A 21,852-nucleotide genomic window follows, 5' to 3' on the forward strand; every position below is an offset into this window, starting at 1 on the left:
GGTAGGTAGGACTCGGCCAGGTGCTTCGTCACCGCCTTGCGCTCACCCATCGTCAATCCCATCCCTCAAGGATGTCCGCGGCCAACGTCCCGGAGCTTTTCCCATGAGGCAACGTATCCGGCTACGCGGAGGTTTTTTATGAGTCAACGCGGATGCTTGTGATGTGCCTGCCGCCCCACTAGCCTAGGACCTACTTCGTGGCGTGCGTCACGTGACCTGGGAGCAGCAGGCAGGGTTGTAATGAGCTGGCGTCAACAGACGTCGGCTCTTTTTTGTGGGCCTGCGGAGAAGGAAACGGACGCGAAATGCGTACGAAATTTCTATGTGGCATTTTGGCTCCACCTACCGGAAGTTGGGAACCGCACCATGAGCAGCAGGATTGTCCTCGGACAGAACCAGTACGGTAAAGCCGAAGTCCGCGTCGTCAAGATCACCCGCGACACCGAGCGCCACGAGATCGACGACCTCAACGTCACCTCGCAGCTCCGCGGCGACTTCGCCGCAGCCCATCTTGAAGGCGACAACAGCCACGTGGTGGCAACCGACACCCAGAAGAACACCATCTACGCGTTCGCCCGCGAGGGGATCGGCTCCCCGGAGGCCTTCCTGCTCCGGCTCGGAGAGCACTTCACGTCCAGCTTCGACTGGGTGACCGGTGGCCGCTGGGAGGCCGAGTCCTACCGCTGGGACCGCATCCAGGCACACGGCGCGCCCCACGACCACTCCTTCGTGCGCAACGGCCAGGAGGTGCGGACCGCGGTCTTGGTCCGCGACGGCGCCGAACTGCACCTGCTCTCGGGCCTCAAGGACCTCACCGTCCTCAAGTCCACGCAGTCCGGCTTCGCCGGCTACCCGAAGGACAGGTACACCACCCTGCCGAAGACCACCGACCGGATCCTTGCCACCGAGGTCTCCGCCCGCTGGCGCTACCGGACGGGTACGGATTTCGGCTCCGTCGATTTCAACCAGGGCTACGAGAACGTCAAGGCCCTGCTGCTGGAAGGCTTCACCGAGAAGTACTCATACGCCCTGCAGCAGACCCTGTTCGACATGGGCGCGAAGGTCCTCGAGGCACACCCCGGGATCGACGAAATCAGGTTCTCGATGCCCAACAAGCACCACTTCCTGGTGGACCTCTCGCCGTTTGGCCTCGACAACCCCAACGAGGTCTTCTTCGCCGCCGACCGCCCGTACGGCCTGATCGAGGCGGCCGTGCAACGCGACGACGCCGTGCCGGCCGACGCCGCCTGGGCCGGCATTGCCGGCTTCTGCTAGCACCCGCCGCAGTCACGATCGGCAACGGGCCGCCGGAATCCTGCCCCGGGAGGCTAGTGTGTTCGCCAAGACCGACCCGGATCGCTGCCCGGATTCCCGTCCCCTGATTCACCGAAGAAGAAGGACCACCATGGCTCTCACAGTTTCAGCCCACCGCCCCGTTGACCGCGCCGGGGAGATCCTCACTCCCGAGGCGCTGGCCTTCATCGAGGAACTGCACCTGCGTTTCGCCGCAACCCGCGGGGAGCTGCTCAAGGCCCGCGCGGCCAAGCGCGAGGACGTGGCCCACACCGGGCGGCTCGATTTCCTGCCGGAGACCCGCGACATCCGCGAAGCTGACTGGTCAGTGGCCGCCGCCCCCGCGGCGCTGCAGGACCGGCGGGTGGAAATGACGGGCCCGGCCGCGCCGGCCAAGATGGCGATCAACGCCCTGAATTCCGGGGCGAAGGTCTGGCTGGCCGACCTCGAGGACGCCAGTACCCCCACCTGGTCCAACGTGGTCGAATCGATCCTGAACCTCCGCGACGCCGCTGCCGGCACCCTGGCCTACACCTCCCCTGAAGGCAAGGAATACCGGCTCCGGACCGACGCCCCTCTGGCCGTCGTCGTGGCCCGCCCGCGCGGCTGGCACCTGAGCGAACGGCACCTGCTGATCGACGGCGAACGCACCGTAGGCGCGCTGGTGGACTTCGGCCTGCACTTCTTCCATACCGCCAAGCAGCTGCTGGAGAACGGCCAGGGCCCCTACTACTACCTGCCCAAAATGGAGAGCCACCTCGAGGCCCGGCTCTGGAACGAGGTGTTCGTCTTCGCCCAGGACTACCTCGGCATCCCGCAGGGCAGCATCCGCGCCACGGTCCTGATCGAGACCATCCCGGCGGCGTTCGAAATGGACGAGATCCTCTACGAGCTCCGCGACCATGCCTCCGGGCTGAACGCCGGGCGCTGGGATTACCTGTTCAGCATCATCAAGTACTTCCGCGACGCCGGCCCGCGCTTTGTGCTCCCGGACCGCGCCACCGTGGCCATGACTGCGCCGTTCATGCGCGCCTACACGGAACTGCTGGTCAAGACCTGCCACAACCGCGGCGCTTTCGCCATGGGCGGCATGGCGGCCGTCATCCCCAACCGCCGCGAACCCGAGGTGACGGCCCAGGCCTTCGAGAAGGTGCGGGCGGACAAGACCCGCGAGGCGAACGACGGTTTTGACGGGTCATGGGTGGCCCACCCCGACCTGGTGCCGGTCTGCCGGGACGTGTTCGACGCCGTCCTCGGCGAACGCCCGAACCAGCTCGACAGGCAGCGCCCGGAAGTCTCGGTCACCCCGGACCAGCTCCTGGACATCGCCTCCGCGAACGGAACGGTCACCGAGGCAGGCCTGCGCCTGAACCTCTACGTCGCCGTCGCCTACACCGCGGTGTGGATCTCGGGCAACGGCGCCGTCGCCATCCACAACCTGATGGAGGACGCGGCGACTGCGGAGATCTCCCGCTCGCAGGTCTGGCAGCAGATCCGCAACCAGGTGGTTCTCGCCGACACCGGCCGCACCGTGACCCGGGAGCTGGTAGCCGGGATCCTGGCTGAGGAAACGGAGAAGCTCCGGGGCGAGGTCGGCGAGGACGCTTTCGCGAAGCACTACCAGCCCGCCAGCAAGCTCATCGGCGACATCTGCCTCTCCGAGGACTACACGGACTTCCTCACGACGCCTGCCTACGAACTGGTGGACTGAGCCCGTGGCTGCGCCCCCCTCCGGTCCGCCGGCGGTGCCTCCCGCCGGGGCTCTCTCCGGCGCCGACCTGGACAGGATCGACGCCCAGCTCGCGGCCACGGACCTGCTGCTGGAGCGCAACTACCCGGGCGACGACGGAACCCGCCAGCCGGTCCACACCGTCTACGTCCCCGCCGACCGCTTCACTCCGGGCTTCGCCGCGGACTGGGGCGTCCAGGCCCAGGCCGCCGCGGACGCCCATGGCGGGCTGGAACGGCTCGGCACATTGCTCGGCCAGGACCCCGCGCTGGCCGCCGCCGTCGCGTCCCGTGTGGCGGAGAAGCTCGGCAGCGAGCCGATCGAGGATCTCCGGCTGGATTTCGAGGACGGCTACGGGGACCGGGGTGACGACGTCGAGGACGCCGACGCCGTCGCTGCCGCGGCCGCCGTCGCCGCCGCGGTGGCGGACGGCAGCGCCCCGCCCTTCATCGGGATCCGGTTCAAGTGCTTCGAGGCGGCCACCCGTGCCCGCGGGCTGCGCACCCTGGACCTGTTCGTCTCCGGCCTGGCCGCCGCCGGTGAGCTCCCGGAAGGGCTGGTCCTCACCCTGCCCAAGGTCACCACCGTGGCCCAGGTGCAGGCGATGGACTACGCCATGGCCCGACTGGAGGAGGCCCACGCGCTGCCCGCCGGCCGCCTGCAGTTTGAGGTCCAGGTGGAAACGCCGCAGCTGATCCTGGGACCGGACGGAACCTCCCCGGTGGCGCAGCTGCCGCACGCCGTCCCCGGCCGGATCAGCGCCCTGCACTACGGCACCTACGACTACTCGGCCTCCCTGCAGATCTCCGCCGAATACCAGTCCATGGAACACCCGGCGGCGGACCACGCCAAGGAGGTGATGCAGCTTGCTGTGGCCGGAACCGGGATCCGGCTCTCTGACGGGTCCAGCAACGTCATCCCCGTCGGCGACGGCGTGCAGGACGCCTGGCGCCTCCACGGCCGGCTGGTCCGCCGCTCGCTGGAGCGCGGCTACTACCAGGGCTGGGACCTCCATCCCGCCCAGCTGCCGAGCCGCTTCGCCGCCACCTACGCCTTCTACCGGCAGGGCCTTCCGGCCGCCGCCGCACGGCTCCGCAACTATGTGGAGCGCACAGAGGGCGGGGTGATGGACGAACCGGCCACCGCCCGCGCCCTGGCCGCCTTTGTGCTCCGCGGCATCCAGTGCGGCGCAGCGAGCGCCGCGGAAGTCCTTGAGCTGACGGGTCTCAACCTGCCCCGGCTGACGGGCCTGGCACACCCCCGGCTGGCGCAGCCGTCAGCCTCCCCAACCACTGATCGCAACCAGGAGTGAGCCCATGAGCAGCTACTTTTCCCCCGAGGGCGGCCTGCCGCCGCAGACCCAGCTCCTCACCGACCGTGCCGTGGTCAAGGAGGCCTACACTGTCATCCCCAAGGGCGTGCTGCGCGACATCGTCACGAGCAACCTGCCCGGCTGGACTAAAACCAGGTCCTGGATCATCGCCCGCCCCATCGCCGGCTTCGCCACAACCTTCTCGCAGGTGATCGTGGAAGTCGCGCCGGGCGGCGGCAGTGACAAGCCCGAGGCGGAGGCCGGCGTCGAAGGCGTCATTTTCCTCACCAAAGGCGAACTGACCCTGACGCTCGACGGCGAGCGCCACCGCCTGGAGCCCGGCGGCTACGCCTACCTCGCCGCGGGCTCGGACTGGAAGGTGTCCAACGACGGGGCCGGGGAGGCTGCCAGCTTCCAGTGGATCCGCAAGGCCTATGAACCGCTCGACGGCTTCACGGCGAAGTCCTTCGTGACCCGGGACCAGGACGTCGAGCCGCGGCCCATGCCCGGCACGAACGGCGCCTGGGCCACCACCCGGTTCGTGGACCCGGACGACCTGGCCCATGACATGCACGTCAACATCGTCACGTTCCAGCCCGGCGGATCCATCCCCTTCGCCGAGACCCACGTGATGGAACACGGGCTCTTTGTCCTGGAGGGCAAGGGTGTCTACCGGCTCAACGACGACTGGGTGGAAGTCGAGGCAGGCGACTTCATGTGGCTCCGCGCGTTCTGCCCGCAGGCCTGCTACGCCGGCGGACCGGGCCCGTTCCGCTACCTGCTCTACAAGGACGTCAACAGGCAGGTCCGGCTGACCTAGACACGGCTTGCTAGCCTGAGGCTGTGAAGTACGAGTCCCTGTGGATCGGAATGCTCGTTGGCGCGGCCCTCGGCCTGGTCATTGGCGTGGTCAGCGCCGACAAGCCCTTCACGGGCCTGCTGATCGGCGTGGGCATCGGGGCACTGGTTGGCCTGGCGGCCCGGAAGGACCCCACGAAGGGCTAAGAAGATCCCCTGCGCACCAGAAAGGAACACCATGGCGTACTCCGTGAACTGCACCATCCTGCTGACCGAACTGCCGCTCCTGGAACGGCCCGCCGCGGCTAAGGCTGCCGGCTTTGACGCCGTCGAGTTCTGGTGGCCCTTCGCAAGCTCCGTCCCCGGTGACGCCGAGCTCACGCGCTTCGAACGGGCGGTCACCGACGCGGGCGTCCAGCTCACCGGCCTGAACTTCAACGCCGGCGACATGCCCGCCGGCGACCGCGGCCTGGTCTCCTGGGCGGGCCGCTCCGCCGAATTCCGGGACAACATCGACGTCGTGGCCGGCATCGGCGGGCGGCTCGGCTGCAGCTCGTTCAATGCCCTCTACGGCAACCGGCAGGACGGGCACACCCCCGAAGCCCAGGACGAGCTGGCGGTCCAGAACCTCGCAGCCGCGGCCGCCGCCGTCGCCCGCATCGGGGGAACCGTGCTGCTCGAACCGGTCAGCGGCGCCCCGCGCTACCCGCTCCTCACCGCCGACGACGCCCTCCGGGTCATCGCGCGGGTGAAGTCGGAAACCGGCGTGGAGAACATCAAGCTCCTCGCCGACTTCTATCACCTGTCGGTCAACGGGGACGACGTCTCCGCCGTCATCGAAAAGCACGCCCGCGACTTCGGCCACATCCAGATCGCCGACAGCCCCGGCCGTGGGGCTCCCGGAACCGGCGGGCTTCCCCTGGACGACTGGATCGCCCGCAGCCGCCAGCTCGGCTACGAGGGCTACATCGGCCTCGAGTACAAGGAACCGGCAGCAACCGCGTTCGACTGGGCCCTCCGCCAGCCGGCCCGCTGACCGGACCGCCGCCGCCGTCGTCGCCGTCGTCGCCCGCCAGGGGCACTTCGACACGGACACGCCGGCCGCCGTCGCAAATTACGACGCCGACTCCCCCAATGCGCCCCGCGACTGTTCGCCGGCACATCCCCTGGGGGAGCCCGCAAGCAAGGTAGACACAGTAAGCAAGGAGAGCCCGAATGCCTGAAGAAACCTTCGACCTCGTCATCCGCGGGCAGCGCGTCCTGACGGCGGCGGGGACCTCGCCGTGCGAGGTGGGCGTTCGCGGCGGCAAGGTCGCCGCCGTCGAGCCGCTCGGCGTCGGGCTCTCCGGGACGGAAGTCATTGAGCTCGCCGACGACGAAACCCTGCTCCCGGGCCTGGTGGACACCCACGTCCACGTCAACGAACCGGGCCGCACCGAGTGGGAGGGCTTTGCCTCCGCGACCCGGGCAGCGGCGGCCGGCGGCGTGACCACCATCATCGACATGCCGCTCAACAGCATCCCGCCCACCACCACCGTGGACGGCCTCAACCGCAAGCGCGAGGTGGCCGAGAGGCAGGCGTTCGTCGACGTCGGGTTCTGGGGCGGAGCGGTGCCCGGCAACAAGGCGGACCTCCGCCCGCTGCACGACGAGGGCGTCTTCGGCTTCAAGTGTTTCCTGCTGCCCTCCGGAGTGGACGAATTCCCGCACCTGGACGCCGAGGAACTGGAAGAGGACCTGACCGAGCTCAAGTCCTTCGATTCGCTCATGATCGTCCATGCCGAGGACCCCCACGCGATCGAGCATGCCCCGCACGCAGGCGGTGACCGGTACGCGGCGTTCCTCGCGTCCCGCCCCCGCGGCGCGGAGAACAAGGCCATCGCCGAGGTGATCGAACGGGCCCGCCGGACCGGCGCCCGCGCCCACATCGTGCACCTGTCCTCCTCGGACGCCCTGCCCATGATCGCCAGCGCCAAGCGCGACGGCGTCCGCCTCACCGTGGAGACGTGCCCGCACTACCTGACCCTGACGGCCGAAGAAATCCCCGACGGAGCCACCGCCTACAAGTGCTGCCCGCCGATCCGCGAGGCCGCCAACCGGGAACTGCTGTGGAAGGGGTTGGCGGACGGGACGATCGACTGCATCGTCTCCGACCACTCCCCGTCCACCCTGGACCTCAAGGACCTGGAAAACGGCGACTTCGCCGTGGCCTGGGGCGGGGTTTCCTCGCTCCAGCTGGGCCTGTCGCTGGTCTGGACGGAGGCACGGCACCGCGGCATTCCGCTGGAACAGGTGGTGTCCTGGATGGCCCGCCGGCCCGCCGAACTCGCCAGGCTGGCCACGAAGGGCCAGCTCGCCCTGGGCTACGACGCCGATTTCTCGATCTTCGCGTTCGAGGATTCTTTCGTGGTGGATGCCGCCAAGCTCAGGCACAAGAACCCCATCACCCCCTACGACGGCAAGACCCTGTCCGGGGTGGTCCGCCGGACCTTCCTGCGCGGCCGTGAAATCGACGGCCTCACCCCCCGCGGACAACTGCTCCGCCGGGGCGGAGGAGCTGTCCCGCCGGGAGGTGCGCCCGCAGCTCAGGCAGATGTGCGCGGTCCGGCGGAATACAGCCTCTGAACCGGCGGTTGTGTAACTACAGACCGCTTCGTCCGCAGACACCAGCAACAGACCCCGAAGGAATGCCATGAGCCCCAACCCCACCATCAAGCTCCAGCCCGGAACGCCCGCCCCGGAGTTCACCCTTCCCGACGCCGCGGGACAGAAGGTGTCACTGGCCGACTACCGCGGCAAGAACGTCATTGTGTACTTCTACCCGCAGGCTGCCACCCCGGGTTGCACCACCGAGGCCTGCGATTTCCGCGACAGCCTGGCCTCCCTGCAGGGCTCCGGCTATGAGGTGCTTGGCATCTCCCCGGACGCCCCGGAGGCCCTTGCCGAGTTCACCGGCGACTTCGCACTGACCTTCCCGCTGCTCGCCGACGAGGACCACGCCGTGGCACTGGCCTACGGCGCGTGGGGCGAGAAGCTGGTCAACGGCGAAGTCACTGAGGGGATCGTCCGCTCCACTGTCGTCGTTGACCCCGAGGGCAGCGTCCGGCTGACCCAGTACCAGGTCAAAGCGCAGGGGCACGTCGCCGCGCTGAAGGACGCGCTCGGCGTCTAGGCTCTCGCGTGGGCCGGGCGCACTGGGTAGGCTCGGTCCAAACAACTCCGACAACGGCCTACGCGAAGGCGGACACGTGGCAACTGGAACCAAGCAGGATCCCTGGGTGCTCAAGACAGCCCCCGGAACGTCCGAGTACACCATGTACCGGGATGAGGAGTCCGATCCCGCCGCCCTCGTATGCCAGGTCGGCTCCACGACGCTGAAGTATCACCTCCGGGCCGTTGAGGACCTTCAGCTGTGGCTGATGGAGCGGATCGATTGGGTGCCGCTGGGTGCCGCCGATGAGAACAAACCGGCCGCCGAAGGAACCGTCGAGGCATGGGGGCGGGATCCGGAGAACCCCGTGGGCGGCTGGTACGGGCTGCGGAAGGGCTACCGCGGCCGGTTCGGCATGTACCTTCCGCCGTTGTTGGAAGCGCTGGGCCTGGTTGAGCTCACGCACGACAAGCGCAACAACTCCGTCCGGGCCATCATCGCCGACGCCTCGGGCCCCGCTATCCCTGCCTGACCCGGGCGGTCCGCCAGCGTTTCCGCGGCGTTTTCGGACAAGCGCACCGGGGATCCAAGGCGCGCCCGTCCGATTCCGCCGCGCATTTCCGACGCCGACGCGCGTTCCCGTCCGGTCCTCGGCACGTCCCAGGACACCCGCACGCCCCGGCCGGGTTCACGGGCGCCCCGCCTCCGGGTTGGCGCACCGGTTTCGGACTAGCGCACCGCTTCCGGGTTGGCGCCCCGATTTCGGACAAGCGCACACAGGATCCGAGGCGCGGCGGTCCGATTTCGACGCACTTTCCGGTTTGGTCAGCTTTTCTGCGCATTCCCGTCCGGGTCCGGGCACCACCCAGGACACCCGCACCGGTTTCGGACTGGCGCACCGGTTTCGGACAAGCGCACACAGGATCCGAGGCGCGCCGGTCCGATTCCGCCGCGTTTTTCCGGCGCCGCCGCGCTTTCTCGTCCGGGTCCGCGGCACCTCCCAGGACGCCCGCACGCACTGGCTGGGTTCACGGGCGGGCATGCCTTCATGTTCCCGGTGCTCGCGAACGAGCTCGACGCCGAGGCACTGTCCTGCAGCGCCTCCGGATCGTCGCCTCGGAAACGGTCACGGGCTGCGATTATCCGCGGTGCGCCTGTCCGATACCGCTGCGCCCGGCCGAAGCCACCGCGCGAAAGCTCCCCCGATACCGCCGCGCCGGACCGAAACCACCGCGCGAAAGTTCTCCACATCCGCCGCGCCGGCCGTTGCCCGGCCCGTTTTCGCGGACCACCATCTGTGGCATGGACCTACCCGAACTGATTCTCACCAATGATCTCGCACGGCTTGGCCAGGACGCTCGGGACCTGGCCCGGAAGGCGAAGTCCGGGCAGCTCCGCCGCATCCGGCAGGGCGTCTACGTCCGGGCCCATGACTGGGAGGCGCTGACTCCGTGGGACCGGTATCCGCTCCTCATCAGGGCGGCGGCCGCCACGTTGAAGAGCCGCACGGTCTTCTGCCGCCAGTCCTCCGGCGTGCTCTGGGGCATGCCCGTGCTGGGCCTTCAACATCGGGTGCACGCATGCACCTCCGACGCCGGCGGCGGACGCTCGCGTGCCGGTGTCCGCCGGCATTTGGTCGATTTGGACTCGGCCCGGGTCGAGGAGCGCCACGGGCTGCTGGTCACTGGCCGTGCGCGTACGGCCTTGGACTTGGCAGCCTTTGAATCATTTGAGCAGGGCGTCGCGGTATTCGACCACGTCCTCCGGCCGCAGCCCGGCACCCTTGCACCGCTCAGCAAAGCGGACCTCGACGCCGGCGTCGACGGTAATTACACTGCGGCAGCGGCCCGGCGAATCCGGACCGCCCTGAAGTTTGCCGATCCTGCGTCCGGTTCGCCGGGAGAATCCGTCAGCCGTGCCATGATGCACCGGCTGGGCTTCAGAATTCCCCTCCTCCAGGTCGAATTCCGGGACAGACGCGGGCTGGTGGCTTTCACGGACTTTGACTGGCCCGAGGATCGGCTGTGCGGAGAATTCGACGGCCTCGTGAAATACCGCAGTCCGGAGTATCTTCGGGGCCGGACACCGGAGCAGGCCCTCACCGACGAGAAGCGCCGGGAGGACCGGATCCGGGCCACGGGCCGGCGGGTGGTCCGCTGGACGTGGTCGGAGCTGTCCAGCCCCGCAAGATTCGCCGCGTTCTTGGCCGAGGCGGGGGTTCCGCGGGCGATACTCCCGTCCTGTCGCCGCTGATCCGGACCCGCTTCCGGAAAACTGCCGCGGAATCAGACACCGGCTCCCCGGATCCCCGCAGCGCCCGTCCGAAAGCGCCGCGCCCGTCCGAAAGCGCAGCGGAAGCGGCCTACACCCGGGTTCCCGCCACGATGGTCGCCGTGGAGCGGAGCCGGATGGCGCCGTCGTGCTCGTAGCGGCCCAGCAGCTGGAAGATGTCGGAGCGGATCAGCTCCCGGGATTCCCTGTCCGCCCGTGCCAGGCCCACGGCCACGGTGGTCGCAATGTCGGTCATGAACTCCCAGTAGAGCTCGGGTGACGCCTTGACCAGGTCCGTGCTGACCTTCCGCTCGCTGACGTCGACCAGCCCGGCCTCGCGGAAGAGCCGGCCCATGAACCCCTGGGCCGCGCAGCGGAAGAGCCCCGGCGTGCCCGGAGGCGGCGGGGGCAGTTCGGTGTGGCGGGCGATCGTGCCGAGGATCAGGCTGGCCCACGGGTTCTCGGCGGCGCGGCCCCAGACGGCGGCGCTGATCCGGGCGCCCGGCTTGGCCACGCGCACCATTTCGCCCACGGCCGGGGTCATCCTGGGGAAGAACATAAAGCCGAAGCGGCAGAGGACAGCGTCGAAGGATCCGTCCTCGAACGGCAGGGAAGCGGCGTCCCCGACGGCGGTGTGCACGTTGGCCACGCCGCGGGCTGTTGCCTTCTCGGAGGCCACCCGCAGCATTCCCGCCGACAGATCCAGCAGGGCGACGCTTCCGCGCGGAACGAGGGCGGCGGCGGTGAGGCCCGGTTCGCCGGTTCCGGCAGCGACGTCGAGGACCACGGAATCCGGGCGGAGTCCCGCCTCCCGGATGACTGCGTCGCCGAAGGGGGCGTGCCAGCCGAGGATTTCCGCGTCCCATTTGCGCCAGCCGGCGGAGAACTCGTCCCAGGTGCTGCGCTGCTGGTCCCTGATCTGCTCCGCTGAGGCTGACATGGCGCTCCTAGGCTGTTCCGTGCCCTCCCCCACCCCTTAGTGTGCGCCCCTGCACCGGGCCGTAGCAATGGCTCCCGGGGCAGTAGGCTTAAGACCATGGCTACCCCCGAAAACCCCGGCACCCCCAGCGAGCAGCACGTCCCCGAACGACGCGAAATCACCGTGCGCCGGGCGCCGAAGTACGTTCCGTTCCTGGTCCTGGGCGGGCTGCTGGGCTTCGGTGTGGCCGCCTTCCTCGCCTACGGCCTCCCGGGCGATGAGGCCTACGATGCCAGCGCCGTGTTCGGCTTCTTTATGATCATGTGCGGCGCCGGCGGCGTCATTCTGGGCGGCACCGTCGCGCTCATCCTGGACCGGTTGAGCGTCCGGCGGGCCAAGCACGCCGTCGTCGAGTCCGTCCCGGATTCCGTTCCCGACGACGGGGAGCAGCAGGGCGCCTGAGCGGCCGCAGGTCATAAACCGGCCGACGGGAAAGTCCTACCGCACAACGTGAGATAATCAACCAGTGGCACGCGGCGATGGAAAACTTTCTCATGACCTTCTCTCTGGCGAAAAAGGCCCCCAGGACGCATGTGGCGTCTTCGGGGTCTGGGCTCCCGGTGAAGAGGTTGCAAAACTCACCTATTACGGGCTGTACGCACTGCAGCACCGCGGTCAGGAGTCTGCTGGCATAGCGACCAGCGACGGCCAGCGGATCAACGTCTACAAGGACATGGGACTCGTATCCCAGGTCTTCGACGAGACCACGCTGAACACCCTGACCGGGCACCTGGCCGTCGGCCACTGCCGTTACTCCACCACCGGCGCCAGCCACTGGGCTAACGCGCAGCCCACCCTGGGCGCGACGGCGACCGGCACCGTGGCCCTGGCCCACAACGGCAACCTGACCAACACCGCCGAACTAAAAGCCATGATCGAGGACCGCAACGGCGGCCAGCTCAGCGGCGAAATGAAGCAGGGCAACACCTCGGACACGGCCCTCGTCACCGCCCTGCTGGAGGGCGAAGAGGGCAAGTCGCTCGAAGAGACCGCGATGGAACTGCTGCCCAAGATCAAGGGCGGCTTCTGCTTCGTCTTTATGGATGAAGGCACCCTCTACGCGGCCCGCGACACGTACGGGATCCGCCCGCTCTGCCTGGGCCGGCTGGAACGCGGCTGGGTGGTCGCCTCCGAGCAGTCCGCCCTCGCCACGGTCGGCGCCAGCTTCATCCGCGAAATAGAGCCCGGCGAGTTCATCGCGATCGACGAGGACGGCGTCCGCTCCCAGCGCTTCGCGGAGGCGACGCCGGCCGGCTGCGTCTTCGAATACGTCTACCTCGCCCGCCCGGACGCCTCCATCGCGGGCCGCTCCGTGTACGAATCCCGCGTGGAAATGGGCCGCCAGCTGGCCCGCGAAAACACCCAGGAAGCGGACATCGTCATCCCGGTTCCGGAGTCCGGCACCCCCGCTGCGGTGGGCTACGCCGAGGAATCCGGCATCCCGTTCGCGCACGGCTTCGTCAAGAACTCCTACGTGGGCCGCACGTTTATCCAGCCCTCGCAGACGCTGCGCCAGCTCGGCATCCGGCTCAAGCTCAACGCCCTCGAGTCCGTGATCCGCGGCAAGCGTGTTGTGGTGGTGGATGACTCGATCGTCCGCGGCAACACCCAGCGCGCGATTGTGCGGATGCTCCGCGAGGCCGGCGCCGCAAGCGTCCACATCAAGATTTCCTCCCCGCCGGTCAAGTGGCCCTGCTTTTACGGCATCGACTTCGCCTCCCGCGCGGAACTGATCGCCAACGGCGCCACGATCGATGAAATCACCCAGGCCATCGGCGCCGACTCGCTGGCCTACATCTCCGAAGACGGCATGATCGAGGCCACCCGCCAGCCGCGCGAACGCCTGTGCACCGCCTGCTTCACCGGCAAGTACCCGATCGAACTTCCGGCCGCCGACAAGCTGGGCAAGAACCTGCTCGAACGCACCGACCTCGGCGGACAGCCTGGCGGACTCCCCGCCGCCGCCCCTGCGCCTGCCGGGTCCGCGGCCGGTGCAGCCGACGTCGATCCTGCCATCGCCGACGACGAGGACCCCGCCGAGAAGGCCGGCGCCACAGGCTGCGATCCGGGACCGGACGCCGAATTTGAAGAACTGCTCACCGATGCCGACCGCGTCACCACAGCCGACAAGAAAGAGCCAGTATGACTTCCGCCTCCCCGGCCGCTGACATGAACGCCGCCCAGAACGCCGTAGGCATCACCTACGCCTCCGCCGGCGTCGACGTCGAAGCGGGCGACCGCGCCGTCGAACTCATGAAGGGTGCCATCAAGGCGACTCACAACTCCTCGGTGATTGGCGGCGTCGGCGGCTTCGCGGGCCTGTACGACGTCTCGAAGCTGCTCACGTACAAGCGCCCGCTGCTGGCCACTTCCACCGACGGTGTGGGCACCAAGGTCGCCATCGCGCAGGCCATGGACATCCACGACACCATCGGCTTCGACCTCGTCGGCATGGTGGTCGATGACATCGTCGTGGTGGGCGCCGAGCCGCTGTACATGACCGACTACATCGCCTGCGGCAAGGTTGTCCCGGAGCGCATCGCGGACATCGTCCGCGGCATCGCGGCCGCCTGCTCCGTCGCCGGCACCGCCCTGGTGGGCGGCGAAACCGCCGAGCACCCGGGCCTGCTGGGCGAGCACGAGTACGACGTCGCCGGCGCCGCCACCGGTGTTGTCGAAGCCGCCGACCTGCTCGGCCCGGACCGCGTCCGCGCCGGCGACGTTGTGATCGGCATGGCCTCCTCCGGGCTGCACTCCAACGGCTACTCCCTGGTCCGCCGCGTCATCAACCACGCCGGCTGGGCCCTGGACCGCCACGTCTCCGAATTCAGCCGCACGCTGGGCGAGGAACTCCTGGAGCCGACCCGCGTCTATGCGGCCGACTGCCTGGACCTGGCCCGCACCTTCCCGGTGAACGGCTCCGCCGCCGGCCAGGCCGTGCATGGCTTCAGCCACGTCACCGGCGGCGGCCTCGCCGCCAACCTGGCCCGCGTCCTGCCGCAGGGTCTGGTGGCCACCGTGGACCGCGCCACCTGGCAGCTCCCCGCCATCTTCCGGCTCGTCGCCGAGCTGGGCAACGTCCCGCTGGCCGATCTGGAGCGCACGCTGAACCTCGGCGTCGGCATGGTCGCGATCGTCTCCCCCGAAGCCGCCGACGCCGCCGTGAACCGCCTCAACGAGCGCGGACTGCCGGCCTGGGTCATGGGCACCGTGGAGGCGGACTCGGACTCGATCGTCAAGACCGGCCCGGACTACGTGCAGGGCGCCAAGGGCGTCGACGGCGGTGCCGTCCGGCTGGTCAACGCCTACGCCTAAACCCCCAAGCACTAACATCGAGTGCTCGATAACCGCCGTTTAGAACGTCCAAAACGGCGGTTATCGAGCACTCGATGCGTGTTTAAACCTCCAGCAGGCTGAACACGCCGCCCTGCGGGTCCTCGAGGGTGGCGATGGTGCCGGCTTCCTCCACCTCGTCCGGTTCGATCAGGACCGTGCCGCCGGCGGCTACGGCCGCTGCGACCGCCTCGGGGACGCTGGATACCCCGAAGTACACCTGCCACCCCGGCTTGAGCGTGCCTTCCGCGTCCGCGGGGACGGCGGCGATCCCGGCCACCTCGGCGCCGTCCACCATCAGCGTGGTGTACTTGCCGCCGTCGTCCTGCGGGTATTCGGTCACGTCGTGCCCGAACAGCTGCTGGAAGAATCCGACGGCGGACTGCGGCTCGGGCGTCAGGAGTTCGGCCCAGGTCAGGGCCCCGGGTCCACCGCCGCGAGTGGTGCCGAGGTGGCTTCCGGCCTGCCAGGCGCCGGTGGTGCCGCCTCCGGGCGGGGCGAAGAAGACCATCACACCGGTTTCGCCCACTGCCTCCGGACCAAACTCGAGGGTACCCCCGGCGTGGCCGAGGCCGGCGGCGAGCTCCGCGGCGTCGGGGGATGCGAAGTACACGTTCCACTGCGGCGCGGCCCCGGCGGCATCCTGCTGCGGGTTCTGCGGCGCGATGACGGTGACCAGGTCGTCGCCCAGGAACGCCTGCGCGTAGCTGCGCCCGTCCGGGGTGGGCAGGTCCTCGAAGCGCCAGCCGAACACCGCGGCATAGAAGGCTTTGGCCGCCACGACATCGCTCGTCTGGAGGTCCGTCCAGCAGACCTCGCCTTCGGTGAATCCCGTGCGCATGGTCATGGCAGTCCCTCCGGAAATTTGTGGTGCGGGCCGGGTGGTGCCGGCAGCTTCAACCTAGCCTGAGGCTCAGGCCTGGACAACTGCGCGGACACTCCGCGGCGCATGGCCGGGAGGAGTAGCCGGGCAGCAGAAAACCCGCCGTCCACGCCCGAACTGGGAGTGGCCGGCGGGCCTGAAATCACGTGGTCGGCAATCCGCGAGCGGAACAGCATGCCGGAAAGAAGTGTCGACTAACCTATCCGACGGGAATCTACCTCGTCGTCGTCCTCTTCCACATCGTCCGCGTACTTATCCACATAAGCCGAATAATCCGGCTCAACGGGCTCACTCGAGAAACGACTCGGTGCACGACCCTCAGAGCTCTTGAGCTCACGCTGAAGCGCAGAGTAGTCAGTGTTCGGGGAATAGTACTTAATATCCCGAGCCTGCTTGGTAGCTTTTGCCTTTTGACGGCCGCGCCCCATGGCGTGACCCCCTTTTGTACTCGGACCGGAGGTGGTCACCATTGGCGATCGGTGAGGCCCCGGAATGTTTGGTCAATTTGTCGTACACCTAGATTACATGCTTTCTGCCGCAACTGCTCCCCGGGACGGCCGCTGTGGACACTGTTGCCCGCGCCGCAGCCCCGGACGGCGCCCCGGCGGCATGCGGCCCGCGCGGCATCTTAGATAGAGTTCCGTAGTGGACTTCCGGAAACGGGTCCTTCCGCCGGGCGTCCTGCCGCGGCAAAGACGCACGAAAGTGGTGAATTCTCAGTGACCGAAGAGAACGAAAGGCCCGGCGGCGCCGGCATGCCTGGGGTTCCCCCTGCCGGCGGACCCGGCGGACGGTCTGCCCCCGCTGTATCGTCTGCCGTGCCCCCGAAGCCCTCGACGCCGCCGACCTCCGCAACGCCGGTTGTCCCGCAGGCCGCTCCCGCCAAGCCCCCGGCCGGGACGCCTGTTGCCCGGCCCATTGAGCAACCCGTTGAGCAACCCACGGCGCCGTCCGCACCGCCGCCCGTCCGCCCGTTTGTGCCGCCGGTCAACCGGTCCGACGCCGGGCAGCCCCGCTCCCGGCGTTCCGGCAGTGCCCAGGGCGCTCCGGGAGCCGCAGGCAGCGCCCTCGCAGGGGCTGGCAAGGCGGCATCGGAGAAGGCCTCGCAGCTCGGCGGATGGCTACGCCACCAGAGTCCGGCCCGGCTCGGCGGATGGCTACGCCACCAGAGTCCGGCCCGGCTCGGCGCCGCGGTGACCGCCGTCGTCGTTATGGGACTGCTGATCTGGTGGCTGACCTCACTCGGCGCCAGCAAGCAGACAGTCGCGGATACCTCCTCCGCCCCCGCCGGGACCACGACGTCGTCCGCCCCCGCGAGCCGGGGGGCGCTTCCGCTGGAAGGAGTCGGCCCGCTGGACTTCCAGGCCGGCGATTGCTTCAAGGACTTCGACCCGGAGGCGCCGCAGTCCACCATCGTGGACTGCGCCACTGGGCACTCGGCACAGCTGATCGCCATCCACCACTATCAGGACTCAGACGGCTATCCCGGCCTGGCGGCGCTGAAGGACAAGGGGCGCGAAACGTGCCGCAGCGCGCAGTTGACCGCCGCCGCCACCAACTACGACCTGAAGCAGCGCAACGCCTACCCGAGCTCCACGAGCTGGGACAACGGCGACCGCCGGGTGGACTGCTACGTCACCGCGGGTACCGGGAACGTCATTATGGAATCGCTGGTTCCCTAAGGCGTTCCCGCGAGGGATTCTGCACAAAAAGAAACTGCCAGCCGGAGCAAGGTCCGGCTGGCAGTTCTTGTTTAATGCTGCGGGGTCCTGACGCAGCGGGGCCTACTCCTTGCGGCGGACGGTGAGTCCGCTGCCGGTGGACGCGCCGCCGGCGGGCCGGTCCGAGGCTTCTGCGCCGCCCACGGTGAGCTCCATGAGGTCCGGTTCGGTATCGACGAGCACAGTGTCGCCGTCCGTGATGTCGCCGGCAAGGATGGCCTTGGCCAGCCGGTCGCCGATTTCGCGCTGCACCAGGCGGCGCAGCGGCCGGGCGCCGTAGGCCGGATCAAAGCCCGTCACGGCGAGCCAGGACCGGGCCCCCTCGGTCACTTCCAGGTTGAGCCGGCGGCCCTTGAGGCGTTCGCCCAGTTCCATGACCTGCAGCTCCACGATCCGGGACAGCTCCTCGATGCTCAGCGGATCGAACAGCACCACCTCATCGAGCCGGTTCAGGAATTCGGGCTTGAAGGAAGCGTTCACGGTGGCCATGACGGCGTCGCGTTTGGCGGCCGCGTCGAGCGTCGGGTCCACCAGGAACTGGCTGCCGAGGTTCGACGTCAGGACCAGGATCACGTTGCGGAAGTCCACGGTGCGGCCCTGGCCGTCGGTGAGGCGGCCGTCGTCGAGCACCTGCAGGAGGATGTCGAAGACCTCGGGGTGGGCCTTCTCCACCTCGTCGAGCAGCAGCACGGAGTACGGCCGGCGCCGGACGGCCTCGGTCAGCTGGCCGCCCTCCTCGTAGCCCACGTAGCCGGGAGGGGCACCGACAAGGCGGGCCACGGAATGCTTCTCCGAGTACTCGGACATGTCGATCCGCACCATGGCGCGTTCGTCGTCGAACAGGAAGTCGGCCAGGGCCTTCGCCAGCTCGGTCTTGCCGACGCCGGTGGGGCCCAGGAACAGGAAGGAACCGGTGGGCCGGTTGGGGTCGCTGATCCCCGCCCGGGCCCGGCGGACGGCGTCCGAGACCGCGGTGACGGCCTTGGTCTGGCCGATCAGCCGCTCGCCCAGCACGTGTTCCATCTCCAGCAGCTTCTGGCTCTCGCCCTGCAGCATGCGGCCGGCGGGGATCCCGGTCCAGGCCGAAATGACCTCGGCGATGTCGTCGGCGGTGACCTCGTCGGCCACCATGAGGTCCTGCTTGGCCCCGCCGCCGGCCACGCGGGCGGACTCCGCTTCGGCCGCCACGTTGAGTTCGCGCTCCAGGGCGGGAAGTTCGCCGTACAGGATCCGTGAGGCTGCCTCGAGGTCGCCTTCGCGCTGGAACTTCTCGGCGGCGGAGCGCAGCTCGTCGATTCTGGCCTTGAGGTCGCCGACGCGGTTCAGGCCTGCCTTCTCGGCCTCCCAGCGGGCGTTGAGCCCGGCGAGCTCTTCCTTCTTGTCGGCCATGTCCGCCCGGATCGCGGCCAGCCGCTCCACCGACGCGGGGTCGGTCTCGTTGGCCAGGGCCAGTTCCTCCATGGTCAGGCGGTCCACGGAACGGCGCAGCTGGTCGATCTCCTCCGGGGCGGAGTCGATCTCCATGCGCAGCCGGGAAGCGGCCTCATCCACGAGGTCGATCGCCTTGTCCGGCAGCTGCCGGCCGGAGATGTAGCGGTTGGAGAGCGTGGCCGCGGCGACGAGGGCGGAGTCTGCGATGGCGACCTTGTGGTGGGCCTCGTAGCGTTCCTTGAGCCCGCGCAGGATGCCGATGGTGTCCTCCACGCTGGGTTCGCCGACGTAGACCTGCTGGAAGCGGCGTTCCAGGGCCGGGTCCTTCTCGATGTTTTCGCGGTACTCGTCCAGTGTCGTGGCGCCGATGAGGCGCAGCTCGCCGCGGGCCAACATGGGCTTAAGCATGTTGCCGGCGTCCATGGAGCTGTCCCCGGTGGCGCCGGCGCCGACCACGGTGTGGATTTCGTCAATGAACGTGACGATCTGGCCCTCGGAGCTCTTGATTTCCTCAAGGACCGCCTTGAGCCGCTCCTCGAATTCTCCGCGATACTTGGCGCCGGCCACCATGGACGCGAGGTCCAAGGCGATCAGGGTCTTGCCGCGCAGGCTCTCGGGGACGTCGCCGGCCACGATCCGCTGGGCCAGTCCTTCGACGACGGCGGTCTTGCCGACGCCGGGCTCGCCGATGATGACGGGGTTGTTCTTGGTGCGGCGGCTCAGGACCTGGATGATGCGGCGGATCTCGGCGTCGCGGCCGATCACCGGGTCCAGCTTTCCGGAGCGGGCAACCGCGGTGAGGTCGGTGCCGTACTTCTCCAGCGCTTGGAAAGAGTTCTCCGGGTCGGCGTTGTCCACCTTGCGGTCGCCGCGGACACCCGGCAGGGCGGCGAGCAGCGCCTCGTGGGAGGCGCCGGCGTCGCGCATCAGCTTTCCGACGGCGTCGCTTCCGGTCGCGAGCCCCAGCAGGAGGTGTTCGGTGGAGACGAAGCTGTCGCCGAGCCGCTCGGCCTCGTTCTGGGCGTTCTTGATGGCCTGCAGCGCGGTGCGGGACAGCTGCGGCTGCTGCACCGAGCTGCCGGAGGTGGAGGGCAGGGCCTTGATGGCGGTGCTGGCCTGGACGCTGACGGAATCCGGGTCCGCCCCGGTGGCGCGGAGGAGGGCGACGGCGACGCCCTCGCGCTGGTCCATCAGCGCCTTGAGCAGGTGGGCGGGTTCGAGCTGGGGGTTCCCCGCCGTCGAGGCGTTCATGGCGGCAGCCGCGAGAGCCTCCTGGCTCTTGGTAGTGAATTTGGCGTCCAAAGAGAGCTCCTTCCGGGAACATGCTGGTATTAAAGTTGAGTGTACTCCGCTCAACTTTGCATCGAGTCCCTTTGGGTCCATGTTTGCCGACGGCGAAATGACTGTCCAGTGCCGGAGTCCCCCGCGCGGCGCCCGGCGCCAGGACTGGACATGCTCTCGGCCCGCGACCGCCACTGGACATAGTCCCACTATGCCCACTCGCCGGGCCCAAACCTGGACATGTCCCGAAGGATTGGGCCGCATTACTGGACGTGCTCTCCTGGGCTCGGCACCAGGACTGGACATGCCCTCCCCAGGCGCCGGGCAATGGACATGGTCCCACCACGTCCATTGTCCGGGCCCAAAACTGGACATGCCCCGTGCATCCGGGCGCGAAAAATGAGCATGCCTGCCGGGCGCCGCGAGGGATGAGCATGTCCCGTCGGGTCCGGAGCGGGGATTGGGCATGTCCCGCGAAAATCACTTAACGTTGCTTAAGATTCGGGAGCCTCCCTACTGTAACTGAGGTCACAGGAAAACAAACGGACGCGAAGGAGGGCCGGACATGCAGGATCACGCCACAAGCGCCACCCTGGGCGGCCGCGTGCCGCCGGTTTCGGCCGCCGCTGTGGCCCGGGCGGCAGGGGTCTCCTCCGCCGCGGTGTCCTACGTCCTCAACGGCAAGAGCGGCGTCTCGCCGGAAACCCGGCGCCACATCATCCACGTGGCAAACGAACTGGGCTTCAGGCCTCGTAAGTCCTCGCAGTCCACCGATGCCCAACGCACCCGGGTGATCGGCCTCATCCTGCCGAACATCATCAACCCCATGTTTCCGAGGTGGGCCCAGGGAGTCATTTCCGCTGCAGCCGAGTCCGGCTACGAGGTGTTCGTCGCTACTACCCAGGACGACCCGGACGTGCTCGCCCAGGTCACATCGACCCTCGCGAACCGCAACGTGGACGGCATCATCCTGGCCGCGTCACTCCGGGACGACGCCACCGCGCTCCGCACCCTGAGGGCCGCCCGGATCCCGTATGTCTGCCTCTCGCGGCGGGCCGACTTCCTCGACTCCGACTTTGTCGGGATCGACGACGACGCCGCGGCGACCACGCTGATGCAGCACATGCTGAGCCATGGTTTCACGGAGATCGCCACTGTGATCGGTCCGCGGTTTTCCACCGCGTCCCTGGCCCGGGAACAGGCGTTCGTCCGCACCGCCGCTGCCGCGGGGATCAGCATCAGCGGCGACCGCAAGATCAGCACACGGGTCAACAACGAGGGCGGACGGCTGGCGGCCGAGCGTCTGTTCTCCGCGGAGACACCGCCGCAGGCCGTCGTGTGCGGGAGTGACGAACTGGCCATCGGCGTTATGGAATACGCCCTGGCCCAGGGACTTCGGATCCCGGAGGACGTCGCCGTCGCCGGCTGCGACGGACTCCCGCACAGCCGATCCGGGCTCATCAACCTGACCAGCATCGTCCAGCCTCAGCAGGAGATGGCCCACGAGGCCTTCGCCATGCTGCTCAGACGCATCGAAGCCCCCTCCGGCACGTACAGCTCAAAAGTGTGCCCGCACCGCCTGCATATCGGGCGCACCTGCGGCTGCACCCCTCCAGCCCGCTAGCCCCGCCACCGCACCACACCCAAGGCCAGCCACCCTGGCACCTTCC

The 21,852-nt window shown here is 68.6% G+C and carries 18 protein-coding genes and 1 pseudogene; 15 read left to right on the top strand and 4 right to left on the bottom strand.

What is annotated here, in order from left to right; all coding sequences use genetic code 11:
• Positions 1 to 366 precede the first annotated feature (366 nt).
• The 10 genes and pseudogenes from pucL (at position 367) to AC1DC5_RS16450 (ending at position 10,536) form a co-directional block, all read left to right on the top strand.
• Positions 367 to 1,275: a factor-independent urate hydroxylase gene (gene pucL / locus AC1DC5_RS16405; RefSeq protein WP_476865839.1), complete on the top strand. Its 909-nt coding sequence runs from the start codon at positions 367 to 369 to the stop codon at positions 1,273 to 1,275.
• A gap of 130 nt (positions 1,276 to 1,405) precedes the next feature.
• Entirely contained in the window at positions 1,406 to 3,004 is a 1,599-nt protein-coding gene (aceB, locus tag AC1DC5_RS16410) for a malate synthase A (protein ID WP_476865840.1), read from the top strand.
• Positions 3,005 to 3,008: 4 nt separating this feature from the next.
• Positions 3,009 to 4,334 carry a DUF6986 family protein gene (locus AC1DC5_RS16415; RefSeq protein ID WP_476865841.1) on the top strand — a complete coding sequence of 442 codons (1,326 nt, stop codon included), beginning with the start codon at positions 3,009 to 3,011 and terminating at the stop codon, positions 4,332 to 4,334.
• 4 nt (positions 4,335 to 4,338) lie between these two features.
• The gene (locus tag AC1DC5_RS16420; RefSeq protein WP_476865842.1) at positions 4,339 to 5,154 is read left to right on the top strand and encodes a bifunctional allantoicase/(S)-ureidoglycine aminohydrolase; all 816 of its coding nucleotides are present in this window, start codon (positions 4,339 to 4,341) and stop codon (positions 5,152 to 5,154) included.
• A 23-nt stretch (positions 5,155 to 5,177) separates the two neighbouring features.
• Positions 5,178 to 5,339, top strand: coding sequence for a hypothetical protein (locus AC1DC5_RS16425; RefSeq protein WP_441406104.1), 162 nt, complete (start codon positions 5,178 to 5,180; stop codon positions 5,337 to 5,339).
• A 31-nt stretch (positions 5,340 to 5,370) separates the two neighbouring features.
• On the top strand, positions 5,371 to 6,168 hold the full coding sequence (locus AC1DC5_RS16430) for a hydroxypyruvate isomerase family protein (protein ID WP_476865843.1): 798 nt from the start codon (positions 5,371 to 5,373) through the stop codon (positions 6,166 to 6,168).
• 179 nt (positions 6,169 to 6,347) lie between these two features.
• Positions 6,348 to 7,685 (top strand): annotated as a pseudogene (allB, locus tag AC1DC5_RS16435) (allantoinase AllB); the annotation flags it as partial.
• A gap of 139 nt (positions 7,686 to 7,824) precedes the next feature.
• Positions 7,825 to 8,304 (top strand): thioredoxin-dependent thiol peroxidase, encoded by a 480-nt coding sequence (gene bcp, locus AC1DC5_RS16440; protein WP_476865844.1) that lies wholly within the window; start codon positions 7,825 to 7,827, stop codon positions 8,302 to 8,304.
• A gap of 76 nt (positions 8,305 to 8,380) precedes the next feature.
• Positions 8,381 to 8,815 carry a DUF6855 family protein gene (locus tag AC1DC5_RS16445; RefSeq protein WP_476865845.1) on the top strand — a complete coding sequence of 145 codons (435 nt, stop codon included), beginning with the start codon at positions 8,381 to 8,383 and terminating at the stop codon, positions 8,813 to 8,815.
• Positions 8,816 to 9,585: 770 nt separating this feature from the next.
• Positions 9,586 to 10,536, top strand: coding sequence for a hypothetical protein (locus AC1DC5_RS16450; RefSeq protein ID WP_476865846.1), 951 nt, complete (start codon positions 9,586 to 9,588; stop codon positions 10,534 to 10,536).
• Positions 10,537 to 10,645: 109 nt separating this feature from the next.
• Here the strand turns inward: AC1DC5_RS16450 and AC1DC5_RS16455 are convergent, their stop codons facing one another.
• Positions 10,646 to 11,494, bottom strand: a complete 849-nt coding sequence (locus AC1DC5_RS16455) for a class I SAM-dependent methyltransferase (protein WP_476865847.1) — start codon at positions 11,492 to 11,494, stop codon at positions 10,646 to 10,648.
• A 96-nt stretch (positions 11,495 to 11,590) separates the two neighbouring features.
• Between AC1DC5_RS16455 and AC1DC5_RS16460 the strand changes: the two genes are divergently transcribed.
• From AC1DC5_RS16460 to purM, 3 genes are all read left to right on the top strand, one after another.
• A complete protein-coding gene (locus AC1DC5_RS16460; RefSeq protein ID WP_476865848.1) occupies positions 11,591 to 11,935 on the top strand; it encodes a hypothetical protein in 345 nt (114 codons plus the stop codon).
• 64 nt (positions 11,936 to 11,999) lie between these two features.
• Positions 12,000 to 13,679: an amidophosphoribosyltransferase gene (purF, locus tag AC1DC5_RS16465; RefSeq protein ID WP_476865849.1), complete on the top strand. Its 1,680-nt coding sequence runs from the start codon at positions 12,000 to 12,002 to the stop codon at positions 13,677 to 13,679.
• The gene (gene purM, locus AC1DC5_RS16470) at positions 13,676 to 14,848 is read left to right on the top strand and encodes a phosphoribosylformylglycinamidine cyclo-ligase (RefSeq protein WP_441406112.1); all 1,173 of its coding nucleotides are present in this window, start codon (positions 13,676 to 13,678) and stop codon (positions 14,846 to 14,848) included. Before purF ends, purM begins: the two co-directional genes overlap by 4 nt.
• 82 nt (positions 14,849 to 14,930) lie before the next feature.
• On the opposite strand, the gene AC1DC5_RS16475 is transcribed toward purM, so the two are convergent.
• Both AC1DC5_RS16475 and AC1DC5_RS16480 read right to left on the bottom strand, forming a co-directional pair.
• Positions 14,931 to 15,713 (bottom strand): VOC family protein, encoded by a 783-nt coding sequence (locus AC1DC5_RS16475; protein ID WP_441406113.1) that lies wholly within the window; start codon positions 15,711 to 15,713, stop codon positions 14,931 to 14,933.
• Positions 15,714 to 15,943: 230 nt separating this feature from the next.
• Positions 15,944 to 16,177 carry a DUF3073 domain-containing protein gene (locus tag AC1DC5_RS16480; protein WP_082492711.1) on the bottom strand — a complete coding sequence of 78 codons (234 nt, stop codon included), beginning with the start codon at positions 16,175 to 16,177 and terminating at the stop codon, positions 15,944 to 15,946.
• A 390-nt stretch (positions 16,178 to 16,567) separates the two neighbouring features.
• On the opposite strand from AC1DC5_RS16480, the gene AC1DC5_RS16485 reads away from it, so the two are divergent.
• Complete coding sequence (locus tag AC1DC5_RS16485; RefSeq protein WP_476865850.1) at positions 16,568 to 17,431, top strand: septum formation family protein; 864 nt, start codon at positions 16,568 to 16,570, stop codon at positions 17,429 to 17,431.
• A gap of 102 nt (positions 17,432 to 17,533) precedes the next feature.
• On the opposite strand, the gene clpB is transcribed toward AC1DC5_RS16485, so the two are convergent.
• Entirely contained in the window at positions 17,534 to 20,203 is a 2,670-nt protein-coding gene (clpB, locus tag AC1DC5_RS16490; RefSeq protein WP_476865851.1) for an ATP-dependent chaperone ClpB, read from the bottom strand.
• A 544-nt stretch (positions 20,204 to 20,747) separates the two neighbouring features.
• Here clpB and AC1DC5_RS16495 point away from each other — a divergent pair.
• Positions 20,748 to 21,806, top strand: coding sequence for a LacI family DNA-binding transcriptional regulator (locus AC1DC5_RS16495; protein WP_476865852.1), 1,059 nt, complete (start codon positions 20,748 to 20,750; stop codon positions 21,804 to 21,806).
• Positions 21,807 to 21,852 lie beyond the last annotated feature (46 nt).

It is taken from the genome of Arthrobacter sp. 10L424 (genome assembly GCF_056395325.1).

Bases quoted from the DNA above. Each gene is read 5' to 3' on its own strand.
- purM (WP_441406112.1), top strand. From the start codon at position 13,676: ATGACTTCCGCCTCCCCGGCCGCTGACATGAACGCCGCCCAGAACGCC.
- AC1DC5_RS16420 (WP_476865842.1), top strand. From the start codon at position 4,339: ATGAGCAGCTACTTTTCCCCCGAGGGCGGCCTGCCGCCGCAGACCCAG.
- bcp (WP_476865844.1), top strand. From the start codon at position 7,825: ATGAGCCCCAACCCCACCATCAAGCTCCAGCCCGGAACGCCCGCCCCG.
- pucL (WP_476865839.1), top strand. From the start codon at position 367: ATGAGCAGCAGGATTGTCCTCGGACAGAACCAGTACGGTAAAGCCGAA.
- AC1DC5_RS16495 (WP_476865852.1), top strand. From the start codon at position 20,748: ATGCAGGATCACGCCACAAGCGCCACCCTGGGCGGCCGCGTGCCGCCG.
- aceB (WP_476865840.1), top strand. From the start codon at position 1,406: ATGGCTCTCACAGTTTCAGCCCACCGCCCCGTTGACCGCGCCGGGGAG.
- AC1DC5_RS16475 (WP_441406113.1), bottom strand. From the start codon at position 15,713: ATGACCATGCGCACGGGATTCACCGAAGGCGAGGTCTGCTGGACGGAC.
- AC1DC5_RS16430 (WP_476865843.1), top strand. From the start codon at position 5,371: ATGGCGTACTCCGTGAACTGCACCATCCTGCTGACCGAACTGCCGCTC.
- AC1DC5_RS16460 (WP_476865848.1), top strand. From the start codon at position 11,591: ATGGCTACCCCCGAAAACCCCGGCACCCCCAGCGAGCAGCACGTCCCC.
- AC1DC5_RS16480 (WP_082492711.1), bottom strand. From the start codon at position 16,177: ATGGGGCGCGGCCGTCAAAAGGCAAAAGCTACCAAGCAGGCTCGGGAT.
- AC1DC5_RS16455 (WP_476865847.1), bottom strand. From the start codon at position 11,494: ATGTCAGCCTCAGCGGAGCAGATCAGGGACCAGCAGCGCAGCACCTGG.
- AC1DC5_RS16450 (WP_476865846.1), top strand. From the start codon at position 9,586: ATGGACCTACCCGAACTGATTCTCACCAATGATCTCGCACGGCTTGGC.